At 69.9% G+C, this 16,117-nt stretch carries 14 protein-coding genes; 4 read left to right on the forward strand and 10 right to left on the reverse strand.

The features are described 5' to 3' along the window. Positions 1-48 precede the first annotated feature (48 nt). A complete protein-coding gene (locus tag DFJ67_RS37540; protein ID WP_116073792.1) occupies positions 49-1,380 on the forward strand; it encodes a dihydrolipoyl dehydrogenase family protein in 1,332 nt (443 codons plus the stop codon). A 1,784-nt stretch (positions 1,381-3,164) separates the two neighbouring features. Here DFJ67_RS37540 and prcA read toward each other — a convergent pair. From prcA to arc, 7 genes are all read right to left on the reverse strand, one after another. Further along, positions 3,165-4,007, reverse strand: coding sequence for a proteasome subunit alpha (gene prcA / locus DFJ67_RS37545; RefSeq protein WP_116073794.1), 843 nt, complete (start codon positions 4,005-4,007; stop codon positions 3,165-3,167). Positions 4,008-4,060: 53 nt separating this feature from the next. Continuing rightward, the gene (gene prcB / locus DFJ67_RS37550; RefSeq protein ID WP_203783507.1) at positions 4,061-4,900 is read right to left on the reverse strand and encodes a proteasome subunit beta; all 840 of its coding nucleotides are present in this window, start codon (positions 4,898-4,900) and stop codon (positions 4,061-4,063) included. Between the two features lie 160 nt (positions 4,901-5,060). Beyond that, positions 5,061-5,276 carry a ubiquitin-like protein Pup gene (locus tag DFJ67_RS37555; RefSeq protein ID WP_116073798.1) on the reverse strand — a complete coding sequence of 72 codons (216 nt, stop codon included), beginning with the start codon at positions 5,274-5,276 and terminating at the stop codon, positions 5,061-5,063. 153 nt (positions 5,277-5,429) lie between these two features. After that, a complete protein-coding gene (gene dop / locus DFJ67_RS37560; protein WP_116073800.1) occupies positions 5,430-6,947 on the reverse strand; it encodes a depupylase/deamidase Dop in 1,518 nt (505 codons plus the stop codon). Positions 6,948-7,106: 159 nt separating this feature from the next. Beyond that, a complete protein-coding gene (locus tag DFJ67_RS37565) occupies positions 7,107-7,853 on the reverse strand; it encodes a hypothetical protein (RefSeq protein ID WP_116073802.1) in 747 nt (248 codons plus the stop codon). Positions 7,854-7,953: 100 nt separating this feature from the next. Continuing rightward, positions 7,954-8,724, reverse strand: coding sequence for a hypothetical protein (locus DFJ67_RS37570; protein WP_147315766.1), 771 nt, complete (start codon positions 8,722-8,724; stop codon positions 7,954-7,956). Positions 8,725-8,786: 62 nt separating this feature from the next. Continuing rightward, positions 8,787-10,568 (reverse strand): proteasome ATPase, encoded by a 1,782-nt coding sequence (gene arc / locus DFJ67_RS37575; RefSeq protein WP_116073806.1) that lies wholly within the window; start codon positions 10,566-10,568, stop codon positions 8,787-8,789. 189 nt (positions 10,569-10,757) lie between these two features. Between arc and DFJ67_RS37580 the strand changes: the two genes are divergently transcribed. Next, positions 10,758-11,057: a ferredoxin gene (locus DFJ67_RS37580; protein WP_116073808.1), complete on the forward strand. Its 300-nt coding sequence runs from the start codon at positions 10,758-10,760 to the stop codon at positions 11,055-11,057. Between the two features lie 13 nt (positions 11,058-11,070). On the opposite strand, the gene DFJ67_RS37585 is transcribed toward DFJ67_RS37580, so the two are convergent. From DFJ67_RS37585 to DFJ67_RS37595, 3 genes are read right to left on the reverse strand one after another with little or no spacing between them, the layout of a single operon-like run. Beyond that, positions 11,071-11,643, reverse strand: coding sequence for a hypothetical protein (locus DFJ67_RS37585; protein ID WP_116073810.1), 573 nt, complete (start codon positions 11,641-11,643; stop codon positions 11,071-11,073). Further along, complete coding sequence (locus DFJ67_RS37590) at positions 11,640-12,632, reverse strand: tRNA (adenine-N1)-methyltransferase (RefSeq protein WP_275407648.1); 993 nt, start codon at positions 12,630-12,632, stop codon at positions 11,640-11,642. Before DFJ67_RS37590 ends, DFJ67_RS37585 begins: the two co-directional genes overlap by 4 nt. After that, on the reverse strand, positions 12,629-13,783 hold the full coding sequence (locus tag DFJ67_RS37595) for a M50 family metallopeptidase (protein ID WP_116073812.1): 1,155 nt from the start codon (positions 13,781-13,783) through the stop codon (positions 12,629-12,631). Before DFJ67_RS37595 ends, DFJ67_RS37590 begins: the two co-directional genes overlap by 4 nt. A gap of 67 nt (positions 13,784-13,850) precedes the next feature. Between DFJ67_RS37595 and DFJ67_RS37600 the strand changes: the two genes are divergently transcribed. Together DFJ67_RS37600 and DFJ67_RS37605 are read left to right on the forward strand one after the other, a co-directional pair. Beyond that, a complete protein-coding gene (locus tag DFJ67_RS37600) occupies positions 13,851-14,774 on the forward strand; it encodes a RecB family exonuclease (protein ID WP_116073814.1) in 924 nt (307 codons plus the stop codon). 56 nt (positions 14,775-14,830) lie between these two features. Further along, positions 14,831-15,727 carry a polysaccharide deacetylase family protein gene (locus tag DFJ67_RS37605; protein WP_116073815.1) on the forward strand — a complete coding sequence of 299 codons (897 nt, stop codon included), beginning with the start codon at positions 14,831-14,833 and terminating at the stop codon, positions 15,725-15,727. The last annotated feature ends 390 nt before the right edge of the window (positions 15,728-16,117 follow it).

Below are 16,117 nucleotides of genomic sequence, written 5' to 3' on the forward strand. Positions count from 1 at the left end.
AAGCGGGCCTCCGCACGACAGACACGCGGTCATGGGAGCGTTGCTCCCATGACAGCTGACTACGACGTGATCGTCATCGGGGCCGGCTCCCCCGGCGAACACTGCGCCGGCGCCCTGGCCGACGGCGGCCTGCGCGTCGCCCTGGTCGAACGCGAGCTGGTCGGCGGCGAGTGCTCCTACTGGGCCTGCATCCCGTCGAAGACGTTGCTGCGCCCCGGCGAGGCGGTGCAGGCCGCCCGCGACGCGGCCGCGACGGCAACGGTCGACGTGGCGGCGGCGCTGTCCTACCGCGACTTCATGGTCTCCAACTATTCGGACACCGGCGCGCTGAGCTGGCTCGAAAGCAAAGGAATCACGCTGCTGCGCGGCACCGGCAAACTGGCCGGCCCAGGCGCGGTCGAGGTCAACGGCGTCCGCCACACCGCCACCAATATTGTCGTGGCCACCGGCTCGTACCCCTTCATCCCGCCCATCCCTGGCCTGGGAGACCTACCCGGCATCTGGACCAACCGCGAGGCCACCGGCATGAAGGAAGTCCCCCGCCGCCTGATCGTCCTGGGCGGCGGCCCGGTGGGCACGGAAATGGCCCAGGCAGTCCGCCGCCTGGGCGGCGAGGTGGTCCTGAGCGGCCGCCTGCTGGCCCGCGAACCAGCGCCGCTGGGCGCGGCCCTGGCCGAGATCCTGGAGCGTGACGGCATCGAGCTGGTGTCCGGCCCACACGCGACGGCGGCCCGCATGGACGGCGACGACTACGTGCTGACGCTGGACAACGGCCAGGAACTCCGCGGCGACCGCCTGCTGGTAGCAACAGGCCGCCGCCCCCGCGTGACGGACATCGGCCTGGAGACAATCGGCGTGACGGCGACGAAGCAGGGAATCCCGGTAGACGCCACCCTCCGGGTGACCGACCACGTATGGGCAATCGGCGACGTGACAGGCCTCTTCCCCTTAACCCACGTAGGCAAATACCAGGGCGACGTGGTCGCGTCGAACATCCTGGGCGAGCCCCGGGAGGCCAACTACGACGCGGTGCCGCGGGTGGTCTACACCGACCCGGCAGTAGGCGCGGTAGGTGCGTCGGAGGCGACCTACACCGCGACGGCGAAGCTGTCGGAGGTGGCCAAGACGGCGACCTACACCCATGCCTACGCGGAGTCCAACGGCTTCCTCACGCTGCTGAGCGACGGCTCGCGCCTGACGGGCGCGTATGCCGTCGGCCCGGAGGCCGGCGAGTGGCTGCAACAGGCGACGCTGGCCATCCGGGCCCAGATCCCGTTGGAGATCCTGCGCGACACAATCCAACCGTTCCCCACGTTCTCGGAAATCTACGGGGCGGCCCTGACCACCCTCTTCCGCACCATCCGCAACGGCGGCCGCTAGCCCCGCGGGGTCGGGTGGGTGTGTCACGGTGCCTACGTGTTCTTTTATGTAGCTACATAAAAGAACACGTAGCCCCGCACAGCACCTCCCGCCGGCCGAGCGACACGCGCGGCCTCAAGCGACACGCCGGCGGCGCAGGCGACGGCCCGCGCACCGGCCGCGGGCCACGCACGGAGCCGGCGTGCCTCGCTCCGCGCGCCTAGGTCCGCACACCGCACATAGGCCGCATGCCGTGCACCGGCTGCGGGCCACGCACGTGTGCGCCCCCGGTGCCCCGTTGCCTCGCACCGAGCACCCGGGCCCGCGCGAAGGCAGCTAGGCCGCATGCCTCGCTGCCGTGGCCGCGCAAAGCGCACTAGGCCCCCGCAACGCACACCTAGGCCGCCATGCCACGCACCCCGGCGGCGCCTGCCCACGGACCCAGGGACCCCAGGCGCGATAGCCCGCATGCCACGCACCCGGCGCCGCCCACCCACCGACCCAGGGACCCCAGGCGCGATAGCCCGCATGCCACGCACCCGGCGCCGCCCACCCACCGACCCAGGGACCCCAGGCGCGATAGCCCGCATGCCACGCACCCCGGCGCCGCCCACCCACCGACCCAGGGACCCCAGGCGCGATAGCCCGCATGCCACGCACCCCGTTGGCGCCCACCCATGGACCGGGACGTTAAGAGCGGTGGCCGCGGGACGCGACGGTCCGGCGCCGGGTGTAGGCCCGCCGCCCCCGTGCCAGCTGCCAGGGCCGCGGCGGCCGGACGGACGCCGCACGCCGCCATGCGGCGTCGGCGACCGGCGACGGCCCGCCAGACAACAGGGCGCCTGGGCTCGCGCCACGCTGCAGTCAGCGGCCGAGCACCGGCCTACCGGACACGAGAGGTTGAGGCGGCCCTCCCCTGCCGATCATCGCGGCGCGCGGCGCGTCGAACCGCCGCCCGGACCCGGCTCGCCCAGGACGGAGACGACCCACGCCGATCTGGGGCGGCGGATCTGTCGAAACAAAGATCGACCTGACAGATCCGCCGCCCCAGACCGGACCAACGCGATGCACTGTCCGACCATCACGGCCCTTGGCGGGCCCAGTTGCTGCCTGGCGGCGTCCTGGATTAGCGACGTGCCCATCCCACCGGTATCCCGGGAATCCTGCGGCCAGGGGCGGCGGCAGGCGCCTCGGCTCGCCCATCAGAGGCGCGAAAGGGCCCAGGCCCGCGCTACGCGGTCCGGGCCGGCCGTAGCCCTGCGGCTTCGCCGGCGTGCGCCAGTCACGGTGCGCCGTGCCGCCGCGGGCCCCGGCGCCGGAGGTGCCTCGGCCGCCTCGATCTTGTCGTGAGCCTGATCGCCCGGCCCGTGCAGTGGACGCCACGCTCTAAATCATCCTAGGATGATGGCTTTGTGCGAGCGCTTCAGGTCCGTCGAGGGCCAGGCATCTCGGAAGAACCCACGACGTGTCGCGAGAAAGCCATGAACGACGTCGCGCGAACGGCTGCGTCCGGCGACCCCAGCGCGGTCGCGGAGCTGTTCGAGATGGTGTGGCAGCAGGATGACGTCGCCGAGCCTCACGCGAACGCTTAGACGACGGTCCGCCCGCCTGATGTGCGAGAAGGCGTCGCGAATCACGCGGAGAACACACTCCATCCAGGCGAACCGCGCACGCAATCAGATGCAGGGCATGGCCTGGGCGCCAAGCAGACCTGTCACCAACGGCCGGGGCTGCGGCCACTCCCCACACACCTTGGTGCGGGGAGGGCTGCTGCGGGGTGAGCTGGGCCAGACCTGACCGACTGCTTACTCCAGGTCGGCGGAGCCTGCTGACGAGGTCGGCTTGTCCGGGCCCGACGACGGGGGCTTGGCGCCTTCCTTGCCCTCGGCGGGCTTGTCTGCCTCGTCGCCGGAGGGCTTTGGCTTCGACGACGAGGACGGCGCGGCGGTGCCGCCGTTCAGGAGGTCGATCAGGACCGTGCCCGTTAGGCGGCGGAAGGTGCGGCCGCGGCGGGCTCGGTCGAGGATGGCCACCTCTAGTTGGTTGGCCGCGATGGTGCGGGCGGCGCCGCCGTCGCCTCCCACGCTGCTCAACGCGCGGACTGCCAGTTTGACCGCGTCGGTCAGGGACATGTCGGGCTGGTGGGCGCCCTTGAGGACGTTGGCGATGGCCTCGGCCTGGCCGCCCATGGCCATGAAGCCCGGCTCGTCGTTGACCGAGCCGTCGTAGGCCAGGCGGTAGATCTGGTCGTCGGCCGGGGTGATGCCGACCTCGGCCACGCAGATCTCGACCTCGAACGGCTTCTGCTGGTCGCTGAATATGGCGCCCAGGGTCTGTGCATACGCGTTGGCCAGCGCCAGGCCGGTGACGTCGCGGCGGTCGTAGCTCAGGCCGTTGAGGTCGGCCATGCGGACGCCGGCGCGGCGGAGGTTTTCGAACTCGTTGTAGCGGCCGACGGCGGCGAAGCCGATGCGGTCGTAGATCTCGCTGATCTTGTGCAGGGAGCTCGACAGGTTTTCGGCGACGAACAGGACGCCGCCGGTGTAGGTCAGGGCTACCGCGCTGCGGCCGCGGGAGATGCCCTTGCGGGCCAGCTCCGAGCGGTCGCGCATGATCTGGTCGATGTTGGTGTAGAACTGCATCGCCACGGCGGCGGCTCCTAGCGGTGGTCGAGGTCGGACAACAGATCAGCCATCGGGGCTCAGCCGCCCGGGTTTTCCATGCGGGCCGACACCACCGCGTTGGCGATTTCGGCGGTCTCCTCGTCGGTCAGCCGGTGAGTGCCCTCCGCGGTCGCGGTCATCACCACCGGGAAGATCCGGCGGGTCAGGTCGGGGCCGCCGGTGGCGGTGTCGTCGTCGGCCGCGTCGTAGAGGGCCTCGACCGCGAGCCGGGTCGCGTCGGCGACGGTCAGGCCGGCGCGGAAGCGCTTCTTGAGGGCCGAGTTGGCGAAGATCGAGCCGGAGCCGATCGCGTCGTAGCCGCGCTCCTCGTAAGGGCCGCCCGTCACGTCGTAGCTGAAGATGCGGCCGGCCTTGGTCGGGTCGGTGGCCGACAGGTCGAAGCCGGCGAACAGCGGCACCACCGCGAGGCCCTGCATCGCGGCGCCGAGGTTGCCGCGGATCATCGCGGCCAGCCGGTTGGCCTTGCCGTCGAGCGAGAGCATCGCGCCCTCGATCTTCTCGTAGTGCTCGAGCTCGACCTGGAACAGGCGCATCAGCTCGATGCCGATGCCCGCCGTGCCGGCGATGCCGACCAACGAGTATTCGTCGGCGGGGTGCACCTTCTCGATGTCGCGGCTGGCGATCAGGTTGCCCATCGTGGCGCGGCGGTCGCCGGCCATCACCACGCCGTCGCTCGCGGCGATCGCCACGATCGTGGTCGCGTGGGGAGCGAGCTCGTGGGCGGTGCCGGGCGGCAGCGGCCGGCGGCCGGGCATCAGCTCGGGCGCAACCTGGCTCAGGAACTGCGTGAACGACGAGGTGCCCGCGTTGGTGAAGATAGCGGGTAGGCGCCCGGAAGGATCGAATCCCGTTGCCACGTGGTCCCTTTCAGATGTAGGCGCCGCGATTGAGGCGGCGCTGGAGCAGACTATCTTGGGCGCGGCGCAGACGCGACGATGCGCGCCCATACACCCCTTGCCGCAATGGTTGCGGCGCCGCAGGACACACCCGCCGCGCCGCACCAAACCGGACTAAAGCCTACTGGCCGCCCTTTTGGACGTACCCCCTTACGAACTCCTCGGCGTTCTCCTCGAGAACCGAGTCGATCTCGTCAAGCAGGTCGTCGACGTCTTCGGTGATCTCCTGTTGCCGTTCGGCCACCTCGGGGTTGGCCTCGGTGGTGACGTCCTCTGTCTCCTGATCGCGGCGGGCCTTGCCCGACTGCGACTGGCCGCCGCTGTCCCGAGTTGCCATGCGTGCCCTCCCTCAACAGGCCTCAACTGTGCCCTGCGAAAAACCTACCTCGCCGGTACGACAAACTGGCCCGCCGCGCGCGATGTTTCGCGCACGGCGGACGGTTCGGGGACAATGCGGGGGTAGGCGCACGGCGTACGCCGATGAATGGGGTCAGCCCCCAGTTATGGCCTCGAGCAGGTCCTTGGCGCTCGGGCAACGGTCGAAAAGGGCGCCGACGTGCTTCTTGGTGCCGCGCTCGGGCTCCATCATGGGCACCCGGACGAGCGACTCGCGCCCGACGTCGAAGATCACCGAATCCCAGGACGCGGCGACCACCTCGGACGGATACTGCGCGAGGCAGCGGCCGCGGAAGTAGGCGCGGGTGTCTTCCGGCGGCTCGACCATCGCGGAGCGGGTCTGCTCGTCGGTCAGCAGCGTCTTCATCGAGCCGCGCGCGACCAGCCGGTGGTAGAGGCCCTTCTCCGGGCGCACGTCGCTGTATTGCAGGTCGATGAGCTGGAGCTTGGGCGAGGCCCAGGCGAGCTTCTCGCGCTCGCGGTAGCCCTCGAGCAGGCGCAGCTTGGCCACCCAGTCGAGCTCGTCCTGACAGGACATCGGGTCGCGGCTGAGCTTGTCGAGGATGCGCTCCCAGTGGTCGAGCACCTGGACCGTGTCGGCGTCGGTGTCGTTGCCGTAGCGGTCGTCGACGAACGCCTTGGCCCGCTCGAAGTAGGCCCACTGGAGGTCGAGCGCGGTCAGCCGGCGACCGTCGCGCAACCGCATCCGGTGCGTGAGGGTGGTGTCGTGGCTGACCTCTTTGAGCTCGGCCACCGGGTCGGCGATGCCGAGGTCGGGCGTGAGCACCTTCTCCTCGATCATCGTCAGCACGAGCGAGGTGGTGCCGACCTTGAGGAAGGTGGAGATCTCCGACAGGTTGGCGTCGCCGATGATGACGTGCAGCCGGCGGTATTTGTCGGCGTCGGAGTGCGGCTCGTCGCGGGTGTTGATGATCGGCCGCTTGAGCGTGGTCTCCAGGCCGACCTCGACCTCGAAGAAGTCGGCGCGCTGGGTGAGCTGGTAGCCCGGCTGCGACCCGTCTTGCCCGATGCCGACCCGGCCGGCGCCGGTGAACACCTGGCGGGTGACGAAGAACGGCGTCAGGTAGGCGACGATGTCGGCGAACGGCGTCTGCCGGCGCATCAGATAGTTTTCGTGGGCGCCGTAGCTCGCGCCCTTGTTGTCGGTGTTGTGCTTGTAGAGGTGGATCGGGTGGGTGCCCGGGATCGTCGCCGCCCGCCGGGACGCCTCGGCCATCACCCGCTCGCCGGCCTTGTCCCAACGGACCACGTCCATCGGGTTGGTCACCTCGGGCGTGGAGTATTCGGGGTGCGCGTGGTCGACGTAGAGCCGGGCGCCATTCGTCAAAATGACGTTGGCGAGCCCGAGATCCTCGTCGGCGAGTGCCTCCGCCGGGTCGTAGGCGGCGCCCGAGTAGGTGAAGCCCCGCGCGTCTCGCAGCGGTGACTCCTCTTCATAGTCCCAGCGCGCGCGACCGCCACGGGTCAGCTCGGGGCGGGCCCCGTAGGCATTGACGACCTGCGACGACGTCACCATCGGGTTGGCTCCGGCCTGGCCCGGCACCGAGATCCCGTATTCGACTTCGGTGCCCATGATCCGACGTACCGTCACGTCGCCACCTCGTTCCGCTGCCCCATGACGTCAAAGCGTAGTCCGACCAAGCCCCTGCCCGCCCCCGGGCCACATGCGAAGTTCCGCCGGTACGCACATCGATTGTCCCGTCACGTCACCAGCGAGCGTTCGATCGTGACGATACCGGGCGTAACGGCCTCAATAGGTCCCGTCTTCGATGTCGGACGCGGGCAACGACGGCACGTGTACGGGCTCGCCGAGCCCGGTGAGCTGCCACGTTCGCGTCCCACCCTTGGCGTCGGTCTGCAAAGTGAGGCGGACCAGCCGGCCCCTCGGGTCGACCGTCGCCTGGAATGGCACGGCCGTCGGGTCGTCGCCGGACGTGAAGCCGCCGCCATCGAAGTAGTCGCGCGCGACTCCCGGGTGACGCGGCCTGGCGCGCCGCGTGTCGAGGGTGCCGGAGTAGGTCCGGGAACCGGTGTGTTCGGCCTGGGTCACCCCGTCCAGCAGCCAGAGCGGCATCTGGTGCATCTCGATGTCGAAGCCGAGGTAGAGCAGGTAGGCCAGCTCCTGGGGCGGAGTCGGGAGCGGCCAGTCGGAGCGTAGCCACGGCGGCGAGTACGGCCCCTCGTTGTGCAGGTAGGTGTCGCCGTGGTCGCGGAAGGCGAACAACTGGTCGTCCTGCCACATCAGCAGCACGACGGACCCCGGGTCGACCGCCACGACGAGCCGCGGGCTGCCGGGCTGGTCGTCGTTGTCGACGATGGTGACGCGGAAGGTGGACCGCAGCGTGCGCTCGGCGGCCTCATGGAGCGCCGCGACCGGCTCGTGTGGCAGCGGCCCGCTCCCCGACCCGGCCACCGCGTCGGGCCCGCCCAGGAACGCGATGAGCACCCAGGTGACGAACGTCAGAGGGTAGAGCCGCCATGGGATCGGCTCGCCCACCCTCGAAATCCCCGCGGATCGACGCATGCGAGCACGGTAACGCTGCGGGACCAGGCCGAAACCGCCCGTTACGCGCCCGGAACCGAAGCGATAGCGGCCGTTACGCCCCGACCAGCTCGTAGAACTCGGCCGCCGCCTGCTTGACCTGGGCGGCCGGCGGTGCGGCGATCTCGACCGGTTCGCCGAAGTCGTCGGCCCTGATCTGGGTCTTGACGTCGCCGGCCGCGGTTTCCACCGTGTAGTTGAGTTCCTTGAGCCGGCCCGCGTCGTCGAGGGTGCCGCGGATCGGCAGCGCGTTCGCGTTGGTGGCCAGATCGAGAACCTGCTCGATGGCTGGCCGATGCGACGCCGGCGCGGCCTCGACGGCCCGCCGAAGATCAACCACGCCGGTGTACGGGCCGCCCACCTGATCGCCGGAATGGGTGGCGGACACCAGGCCGCCGAGCACCCCGGAGAAGCTGGTGATGTCGATGTTCTGCACGAGCGGGGCCGCCGGGTCGAGCCGGCCCAGGTCGACCCGGAGCCACTCGCCGGCCTCGACCTGCACGAAGAGGTCGTCGCCCAGGCGGACCACCTCGTAGGACCGGCCGGACTGGAAGACGCTCGACTTCAACGCCTTGCGCCGGTCGTCGACCCAGGCCTGGATCTGGACGCCATTGTTGCCCCGCACCGGCGACGAGACGTTGACGATCATCGAGAACGTGCCGGCCTCGTAGAGGCGGTCGAACGACTCCTTGAAGGCGCTCACCGCCGCAGCGGGATCGGCCGAAGACGGGCTTGGCACCGCGGCCACGGGAGCAGGCGAATCGCCGGCGCAACCGGCCAGGAACAACGAACCCACCAACGCGGTGGCAACCAGGAATCGACGCACCCCCGCACGCTAACGGGGCGGTGCCAACCGGCACCGCCCCGTCAGTTCGATTGTGGATCTTGTTACAGGTATTGACCGGTGTTCGAGGCCGTCTCGATGGAGCGGCCGGCCTCGGTGCCCTTGCCGCCGGAGACGAGCGTGCGGATGTAGACGATCCGCTCGCCCTTCTTGCCGGAGATGCGGGCCCAGTCGTCGGGGTTGGTGGTGTTGGGCAGGTCCTCGTTCTCGCGGAACTCGTCGACGCAGGCGTCGAGGAGGTGCTGGAGGCGCATGCCCTTGCGGCCGGAGGCGAGGAACTCCTTGATGGCCATCTTCTTGCCCCGGTCGACGATGTTCTGGATCATCGCGCCGGAGTTGAAGTCCTTGAAGTAGAGGACCTCCTTGTCACCGTTGGCATAGGTGACCTCGAGGAACCTGTTCTCTTCGGACTCCGAATACATCCGGAGCACGACCGCCTCGATCATCGCCTCGACCGTGGCCTGGGCGTCGCCGCCGTGCTCGGTCAGGTCGTCGCCGTGGAGCGGCAGGCCGGACAGGATGTACTTACTGAAGATGTCCTTCGCCGCCTCGGCGTCCGGACGCTCGATCTTGATCTTCACGTCGAGTCGGCCGGGGCGCAGGATGGCGGGGTCGATCATGTCTTCGCGGTTGGACGCGCCGATCACGATGACGTTTTCGAGCCCCTCGACACCGTCGATCTCCGAGAGGAGCTGCGGGACGATCGTGTTCTCCACGTCGGAGGAGACGCCGGAGCCGCGGGTGCGGAACACCGAGTCCATCTCGTCGAAGAACACGATCACCGGGGTGCCCTCGCCGGCCTTCTCACGGGCCCGCTGGAACACCAGCCGGATGTGCCGCTCGGTCTCACCGACGTATTTGTTCAGCAGCTCCGGACCCTTGATGTTGAGGAAGTAGCTGGTGTGCTTCTCCTCGCCACGCCGCTCGGCGATCTTCTTCGCCAACGAGTTGGCGACCGCCTTCGCGATCAGGGTCTTGCCGCAACCGGGCGGTCCGTAGAGCAGGATGCCCTTCGGCGGCCGCAGCTGGTGCTCGCGGAACAGGTCGGCGTGCAGGAACGGCAGTTCCACCGCGTCGCGGATGGCCTCGATCTGGGTGTGCAGGCCACCGATGTCTTCATAGCCGACGTCGGGGACCTCCTCCAGGACGAGCTCCTCCACCTCACTCTTCGGGATGCGCTCGTAGGCGTAGGCCGAGCGCGGCTCGATCATGAGCGAGTCGCCGGTGCGCAACGGCGCGCCGATCAGCGACTCGGCCAGGTGGACGATGCGCTCCTCGTCAGCGTGGGAGATCACCAGGGCACGGTCACCAGCACCGCCACCCGGGTTTTCCAGGATCTCCTTGAGCATCACGACCTCGCCGACCCGCTCGTAACCGAACGCGTCGACGACGTTGAGCGCGTCGTTGAGCAGGACCTCCTGGCCGCGCTTGAGCTCCTCGGTGTTGATCGAGGGCGACACGGCCACTCGCAGCTTGCGACCGCCGGTGAACACATCCACCGTGCCGTCGTCGTGGCGGGTCAGGAAGACGCCGTAACCGCTCGGCGGCTGCGCGAGGCGGTCGATTTCTTCCTTGAGTGTGACGATCTGGGCCCGCGCCTCTTTGAGAGTCGTGACCAGCCGCTCGTTGTTTTCGGACACTCGGGCCAGCTGCGCCTGCGTTGCCGCGAGCCGCTCCTCGAGCTGACGGACGTGTCGGGGGCTCTCTGTGAGCCTGCGCCGCACCAGAGCGAGTTCCTCTTGAAGGAACGCGACCTGGGTGGAGAGATCGTGGGTCTCCTTCTCCCACCGTGCGGCGCGCGCATCCGCGTCGTCGCTGCGTGCCACGTCCCACCTCCCCGGGGGGCTAAAAACGTTCTGTCATAACACTAACCGCTCCGACGACGATTTAGACCCAGGCAACACCCTCGTCACCGACTCTTGATCTCGTCCGGTTCAGGATTTCCACCGGCGAGGAGCCTGAAAAACATCGTCGGGTACGGTCGGAACGTACGAACGTAGCTCGTAGGAGGCGAAGTGACGACCCAGACCGAGACTGATCAGTTGCGGGTCTGGGTGGACCAGGACCTGTGCACCGGCGACGGGCTCTGCGTGCAATACGCGCCCGAGGTCTTCGAGTTCGACATCGACGGGCTGGCCTACGTCAAGGACGGGTCCGGAGAGCTACAGCTGTCACCTGGTGTCCGGGTTGACGTGCCCGCCCACCTGCGGCTCGACGTGATCGACTCGGCGAAGGACTGCCCCGGCGAATGCATCCACGTGACCCGCGGCGACACCGACGACGAGGTCGCCGGCCCCAACGCGCCGGTCGAGTAACCCGGCCCGCGTCTCAGAGAGTGGGACGGCCGACCAGCGAGGCGACCAGCCGGGCGAAGTCTTCGAGCCGAGCGATCTGACCCGCTCCCCCGTCGTCGAGCGTCTTGCCGAAGCGCAGCGCGTCGTGGCGCGGCACCTGGCTGTCTTCGGCGGCGCCGGCCTCGTCCATCGAGCTGAGCAGCAGGTAGACGTCGATCGAGTCGGTGCGCGCCTGGCCGTTGGGTGAGCGCGAGAGCCGCCGCCGGCAGCCGACCTCGGTGACGGTCGACAGCGGCACGACCCGCAGCGACGAGGTCATCGAGCCGGCCGGGCCGTCGGTGGGCGGCACGTCTTCGCCGTGCCAGAGGATCAGCCGGCTGCCGTCGCAGACGACGACCTCCTGCCACACGCCGTTGACCTCGTTGACGAAACGTTCCAGCGTGAAACAGACGACGGTGGCGCCGTTGAGCACCCCGCCCAGGGCCTCCAGCGCGACGTCGGGGTCGCGCAGGTAGGCCCGAGCGGCGGAGTCGAGGTCAGGGTAGGGCGACCAGTCCGGGAAGACGGCGGGCAGGTCGTTGCCGCCGCCGAACGAGGGGCGGCTCATCTGGGCTCGCCCGGGACGTCGCCCTGGGTCGCCACGCCGTCGACTCCGGCGGCCCCGTCGCCCGGCAAGTCCACCGGCGCCCGGTTGGCGGCCTTGCGTATCGCATATGCCTCTGCGCCCTTGGAAGGTTTGCGCCTGCGCGGCGGGGCGAGCACGCCCGGGGCCAGCTTGCGGGCGGAGACCAGGAACGCGGTGTGGGCGATCATGCGGTGGTCGGGGCGCACGGCCAGGCCCTCGGCGTGCCAGTCGCGGACCATCGACTCCCAGGCGCGGGGCTCGGTGAAGCCGCCCTTCTCGCGCAGCGCCTCGACCAGGTCGGAGAGCTGGGTGGTGGTCGCGACGTAGCCGATGAACACGCCGCCGGGCACCAGCGCGCGGGAGATCAGGTCGACGGCGTCCCAGGGGGCCAGCAGGTCGAGGATGATCCGGTCGAAACCGGTGTCGGTGCAGCTCAGCACGTCGCCGTTGCGCAGGGTCCAGGCCGGGTGCGGGCCGCCGAAGAAGGCCTCGACGTTCTTGCGGGCGATGGCGGCGAAGTCGTCGCGGAGCTCGTAGGAGATCAGGTCGCCGGACGGGCCGACGGCGCGCAGCAGCCAACTGGCCAGCGCGCCCGAGCCGGCGCCGGCCTCGAGCACCCGGGCGCCGGGGAAGATGTCGCCCATCGTGACGATCTGGCCGGCATCTTTCGGGTAGATCACCTGGGCGCCGCGGGGCATGGAGAGCACGTAATCGGACAAAAGGGGCCTAAGGGCCAAATATTCCGTGCCGCCTGCCGAGCGGACCACGCTGCCGTCGGGGAGGCCGATGATCTCGTCGTGGGCCAGCGCGCCGCGGTGGGTGTGGAACTCGCGGCCGGGCTCCAGGGTGACGGTGTGCATCCGGCCCTTGGGGTCGGTGAGCTGGACCCGGTCGCCGACCCGGAACGGACCCCGGTTGTGCGGGGTCGTGTCGGGCTCGGTCTCGGTGGTCGTCGGGTGCAGCGTGCTCACGTCCTCATCTTTCCGTTGGGCTCAAGGAGCTGCGCCAGGTCGGAGAGGCGCAACACACCGACCACATCTTCGCCCGAAGTGACCAGATACTGCGAGCCCGGGTTGCGCTGCACCGTGTTGATCACCTGATCGCCACTCGTGCCGACCGGGATCGTGGGCACGCCGTCGATGCCGCGGGCCACCGTGTCGACCGAGACCCAGGGCCGGCGCTCCATCGGCACCGCCTCGACCGCGGCCTTCTCGACCAGGCCGACCAGCCGCCCGGCGCCGTCGACGGTGGCCAGCGCGTAATCCTGCCGGCCGGCCGCCAGCGCCAGCCGCTGCGCCTCGGCGAGCGGGGTGCCGCTCTGCACGGTGAACACCGGCCGGGCCAGCCGGGCCAGGTCGATCAACGGGAAGCGGCGGCTGATCCGGGCGAACCGGATGCTCTGCCCGGCGCCCTGCCACAGCGTCAACGCGATCAACAGCATGAACACGAGCCCGAAGAGCGACAGGATGCCGAAGTACGTGAGCGCGGCCACCGTGATCGCCACCGCGACGGCGAGCCCGCGCCCAACCCAGCCGGCCACCTCGGTGCCGACGTGGCGGTCCTTGGAGACCCACCAGACCACCGCACGCAATGCCCGGCCACCGTCGAGCGGCAGGCCCGGCAGCACGTTGAAGACCGCGACGACCAGGTTGCTGAACGCGACCTGGAAGCTCAGCTCGTTGAAGAGGGTGCCGTCGGGCAGGGCCAGCGTGACACCGAGCGCGCCGGCGCCGAGCACCAGCGAGACGGCCGGGCCGGCCAGCGAGACCAGCAGGTCGACCTTGGGGTTGGGCGCGTCGCGGTCCATCTCGGTGTAGCCGCCGAGCAGCTCGAGCGTGATCCCCTTCACCCCGATGCCGAAACGCCGGGCGGTGATCGCGTGGCCGAGCTCGTGCAGCAGGACCGAGACCAGCAGGCAGACGACGAACCCGAAGCCGACCAGGTAGCCGCCGGCTCCGCTGAGGTTGAGCTGTTGGCGGACGAAGTTGCCGTATAGCAGCGTGATCAGGGCCGCGAGCAGGATGACCGAGGGATTGAGGTAGAGCGGGACGCCCCACAGGCGGCCGACCACCAGCCCGGGCCGTCGCTCGGGCCGCTCTTCGCCGCTCGCGTTGTCTGACATCGTATCGATGCTATCGACACGACCCACCCCGGCGGTTTCGTCGTACCCCTCGATTAGCGTCTTGGGCATGACAACGCAGGCTGTGTCTCTCGACCCGCACGACGGCGAAGCGCCGGTTTATCCCTCGCTGTCCCCGTCCCGCGCGGCCGATTTCAAGACCTGCCCGCTGCTCTACCGGTTCCGCACGATCGACCGCCTGCCCGAGACGACCAGCCCTGACCAGGCCCGGGGCACCCTGGTGCACGCGGTGCTGGAGCGCCTGTTCGACCTGCCGGCCGGTGACCGCACGGCCTCGGCGGCGGCCGACCTGGTCGAGCCGGCGTGGGCGACGATGATCGAGAATTCGCCGGAGCTCTCTGGTTTGTTCGACGCTTCGCCCGCGGTCCTGGTCTCTGCCGACGACGCCGTTGATGTGCGGCGGCCGTGGACCACCGACGACTTCCTGGCCTCGGCGCGGTCGCTGCTCGACGGCTATTTCACGGTGGAGGATCCGTCACGGCTCGAGCCGGCCGAGCGGGAGAGCCTGATCAGCGCCGTGGTCGACGACCAGTTGCTGATCCGGGGCTACATCGACCGGCTCGACGTCTCGCCCGACGGCGCCATGCGGGTGGTCGACTACAAGACCGGCGGCGCGCCGCGCGAGGCGTTCGAGGCCCGGGCCCTGTTCCAGCTCAAGTTCTACGCCCTGGTCCTGTGGCGCACCCGGGGCGTGGTCCCGCGGGTGCTCCGGCTGCTCTACCTGAAAGACCAGGAGATCTGCGACTACTCCCCCGACGCCGAGGAGTTGGCCCGCTTCGAGCGCAACCTGCTGGCGTTGTGGCAGGCGATCAAACGCGCCACCGAGGCCAAGGAGTTCCGTCCGCAGCCGAGCAAGCTCTGCGGCTGGTGCTCGCACCAGGCGGTGTGCCCGGCCTTCGGCGGCACCCCGCCACCGTTCCCGGCACCGCGCCAGCCGGCCGAGGAGGTGGTGACGCCGGGAGCCGACGAATAGCGCCCAACGCGAGGGTGCTTACCGTTTCATGACATTCGGCGGCTACGGTTCCGGGCGTGCCGTTCAACACCGCTCCGCGCGCGGTCGTCCTGTTGGTTGCCGCGCTGACGCTGAGTGCCTGCGCCGCGCACCCGACCCACTCGTTCGCGCGAGCCGCCCGGCCTGAGGCGCCGTCGCCGAGCCCGTCTTCCAGCTCGCCCGCGGTCAGTCCGTCGCCGACCGCGAAGCCCAAGCCCAAGAGCCTCGAGTGGTACCTGGCCCGGGTGCCCACGTTCCCGGTGGCGCCGGTGCCGCAGCCGGTGGAGTTGCCCGCCGGTGGCAACTCGGCGCCCTTCTGGGGTCACGTGCCGACCGACCAGAAGGTCGCGTTCATCACGATCGACGACGGCGCGCTGGCCCGCCCGGCCGACGTACCCGAGTTCATCCGCCAGGCACACATCCCGGTGACGATGTTCCTCAACTCGCCGGCAGCAACGGACTACACCGATTATTTCAAGCGCATCGAGGCCGCGGGCGGCGTCGTGGGCAACCACACGATCACCCACTCGGAGCTGCGCGGCAGGTCCTACGACTACCAACACCACGAGATCTGCGGCTCGGCCGACAAGCTCCAGCAACTCTTCGGCAAACGCCCGGCGGTCTTCCGCCCACCGTTCGGCGAATACGACCAGACCACCAAACAGGCAGCCCACGCCTGCGGCGCGAAGGTCGTCGTCAACTGGACGGAGACGGTCAACGAGGGCATCGTCCGCTACCAGACGGCGAACAAGGTGGTCCAGCCCGGCGACGTGCTGCTGATGCACTTCCGGCCGGCGCTGATGGACGATTTGCTCGGGGCGCTGAAGGCGATCCATCGCTCGGGCCTTACGCCCGCCCTGCTCACCGACTACGTCCCTGGCCTGACCCGCCCGTCCACGCCGGACCTGTCCGGCGACCTCCCACCGCGCCACTGACCGTCGCCGGGCCGGGCCGAGGCACTCGCGCGGTCAGGCGGGTAGGCCCGCGGCACTCGCGCTCCGCCGCCAGGCGGCGCCCCGGCGATCGCGCTCCGCGGTCAGGCCGTGCCCGAGGCGCTCACGCTTCGCAGGTGCCCGAGACACTCGCGCCTCCACGGCCAGGCCGTGCCCGAGCACTCGCGCCTCCACGGCCAGGCCGTGCCCGAGACACTCGCGCTCCGCGGTCAGGCGGTTAGGCCCACGCCACGTCGCGTTGGGCGGCCTCAGTCCCTCGCCTCCGACAGGCGCCTAGTCCGTGCGCCGCCGATAGTCGCGGCCTCCGGCGGGCACAACCGCCGCCCGGGCTTCGGCTCGGCCCACGGTGGAGAGCGCCCGCCTCCATCTGGG

Origin of the sequence: Asanoa ferruginea (assembly GCF_003387075.1) — a bacterium.
Taxonomy (GTDB): domain Bacteria; phylum Actinomycetota; class Actinomycetes; order Mycobacteriales; family Micromonosporaceae; genus Asanoa; species Asanoa ferruginea.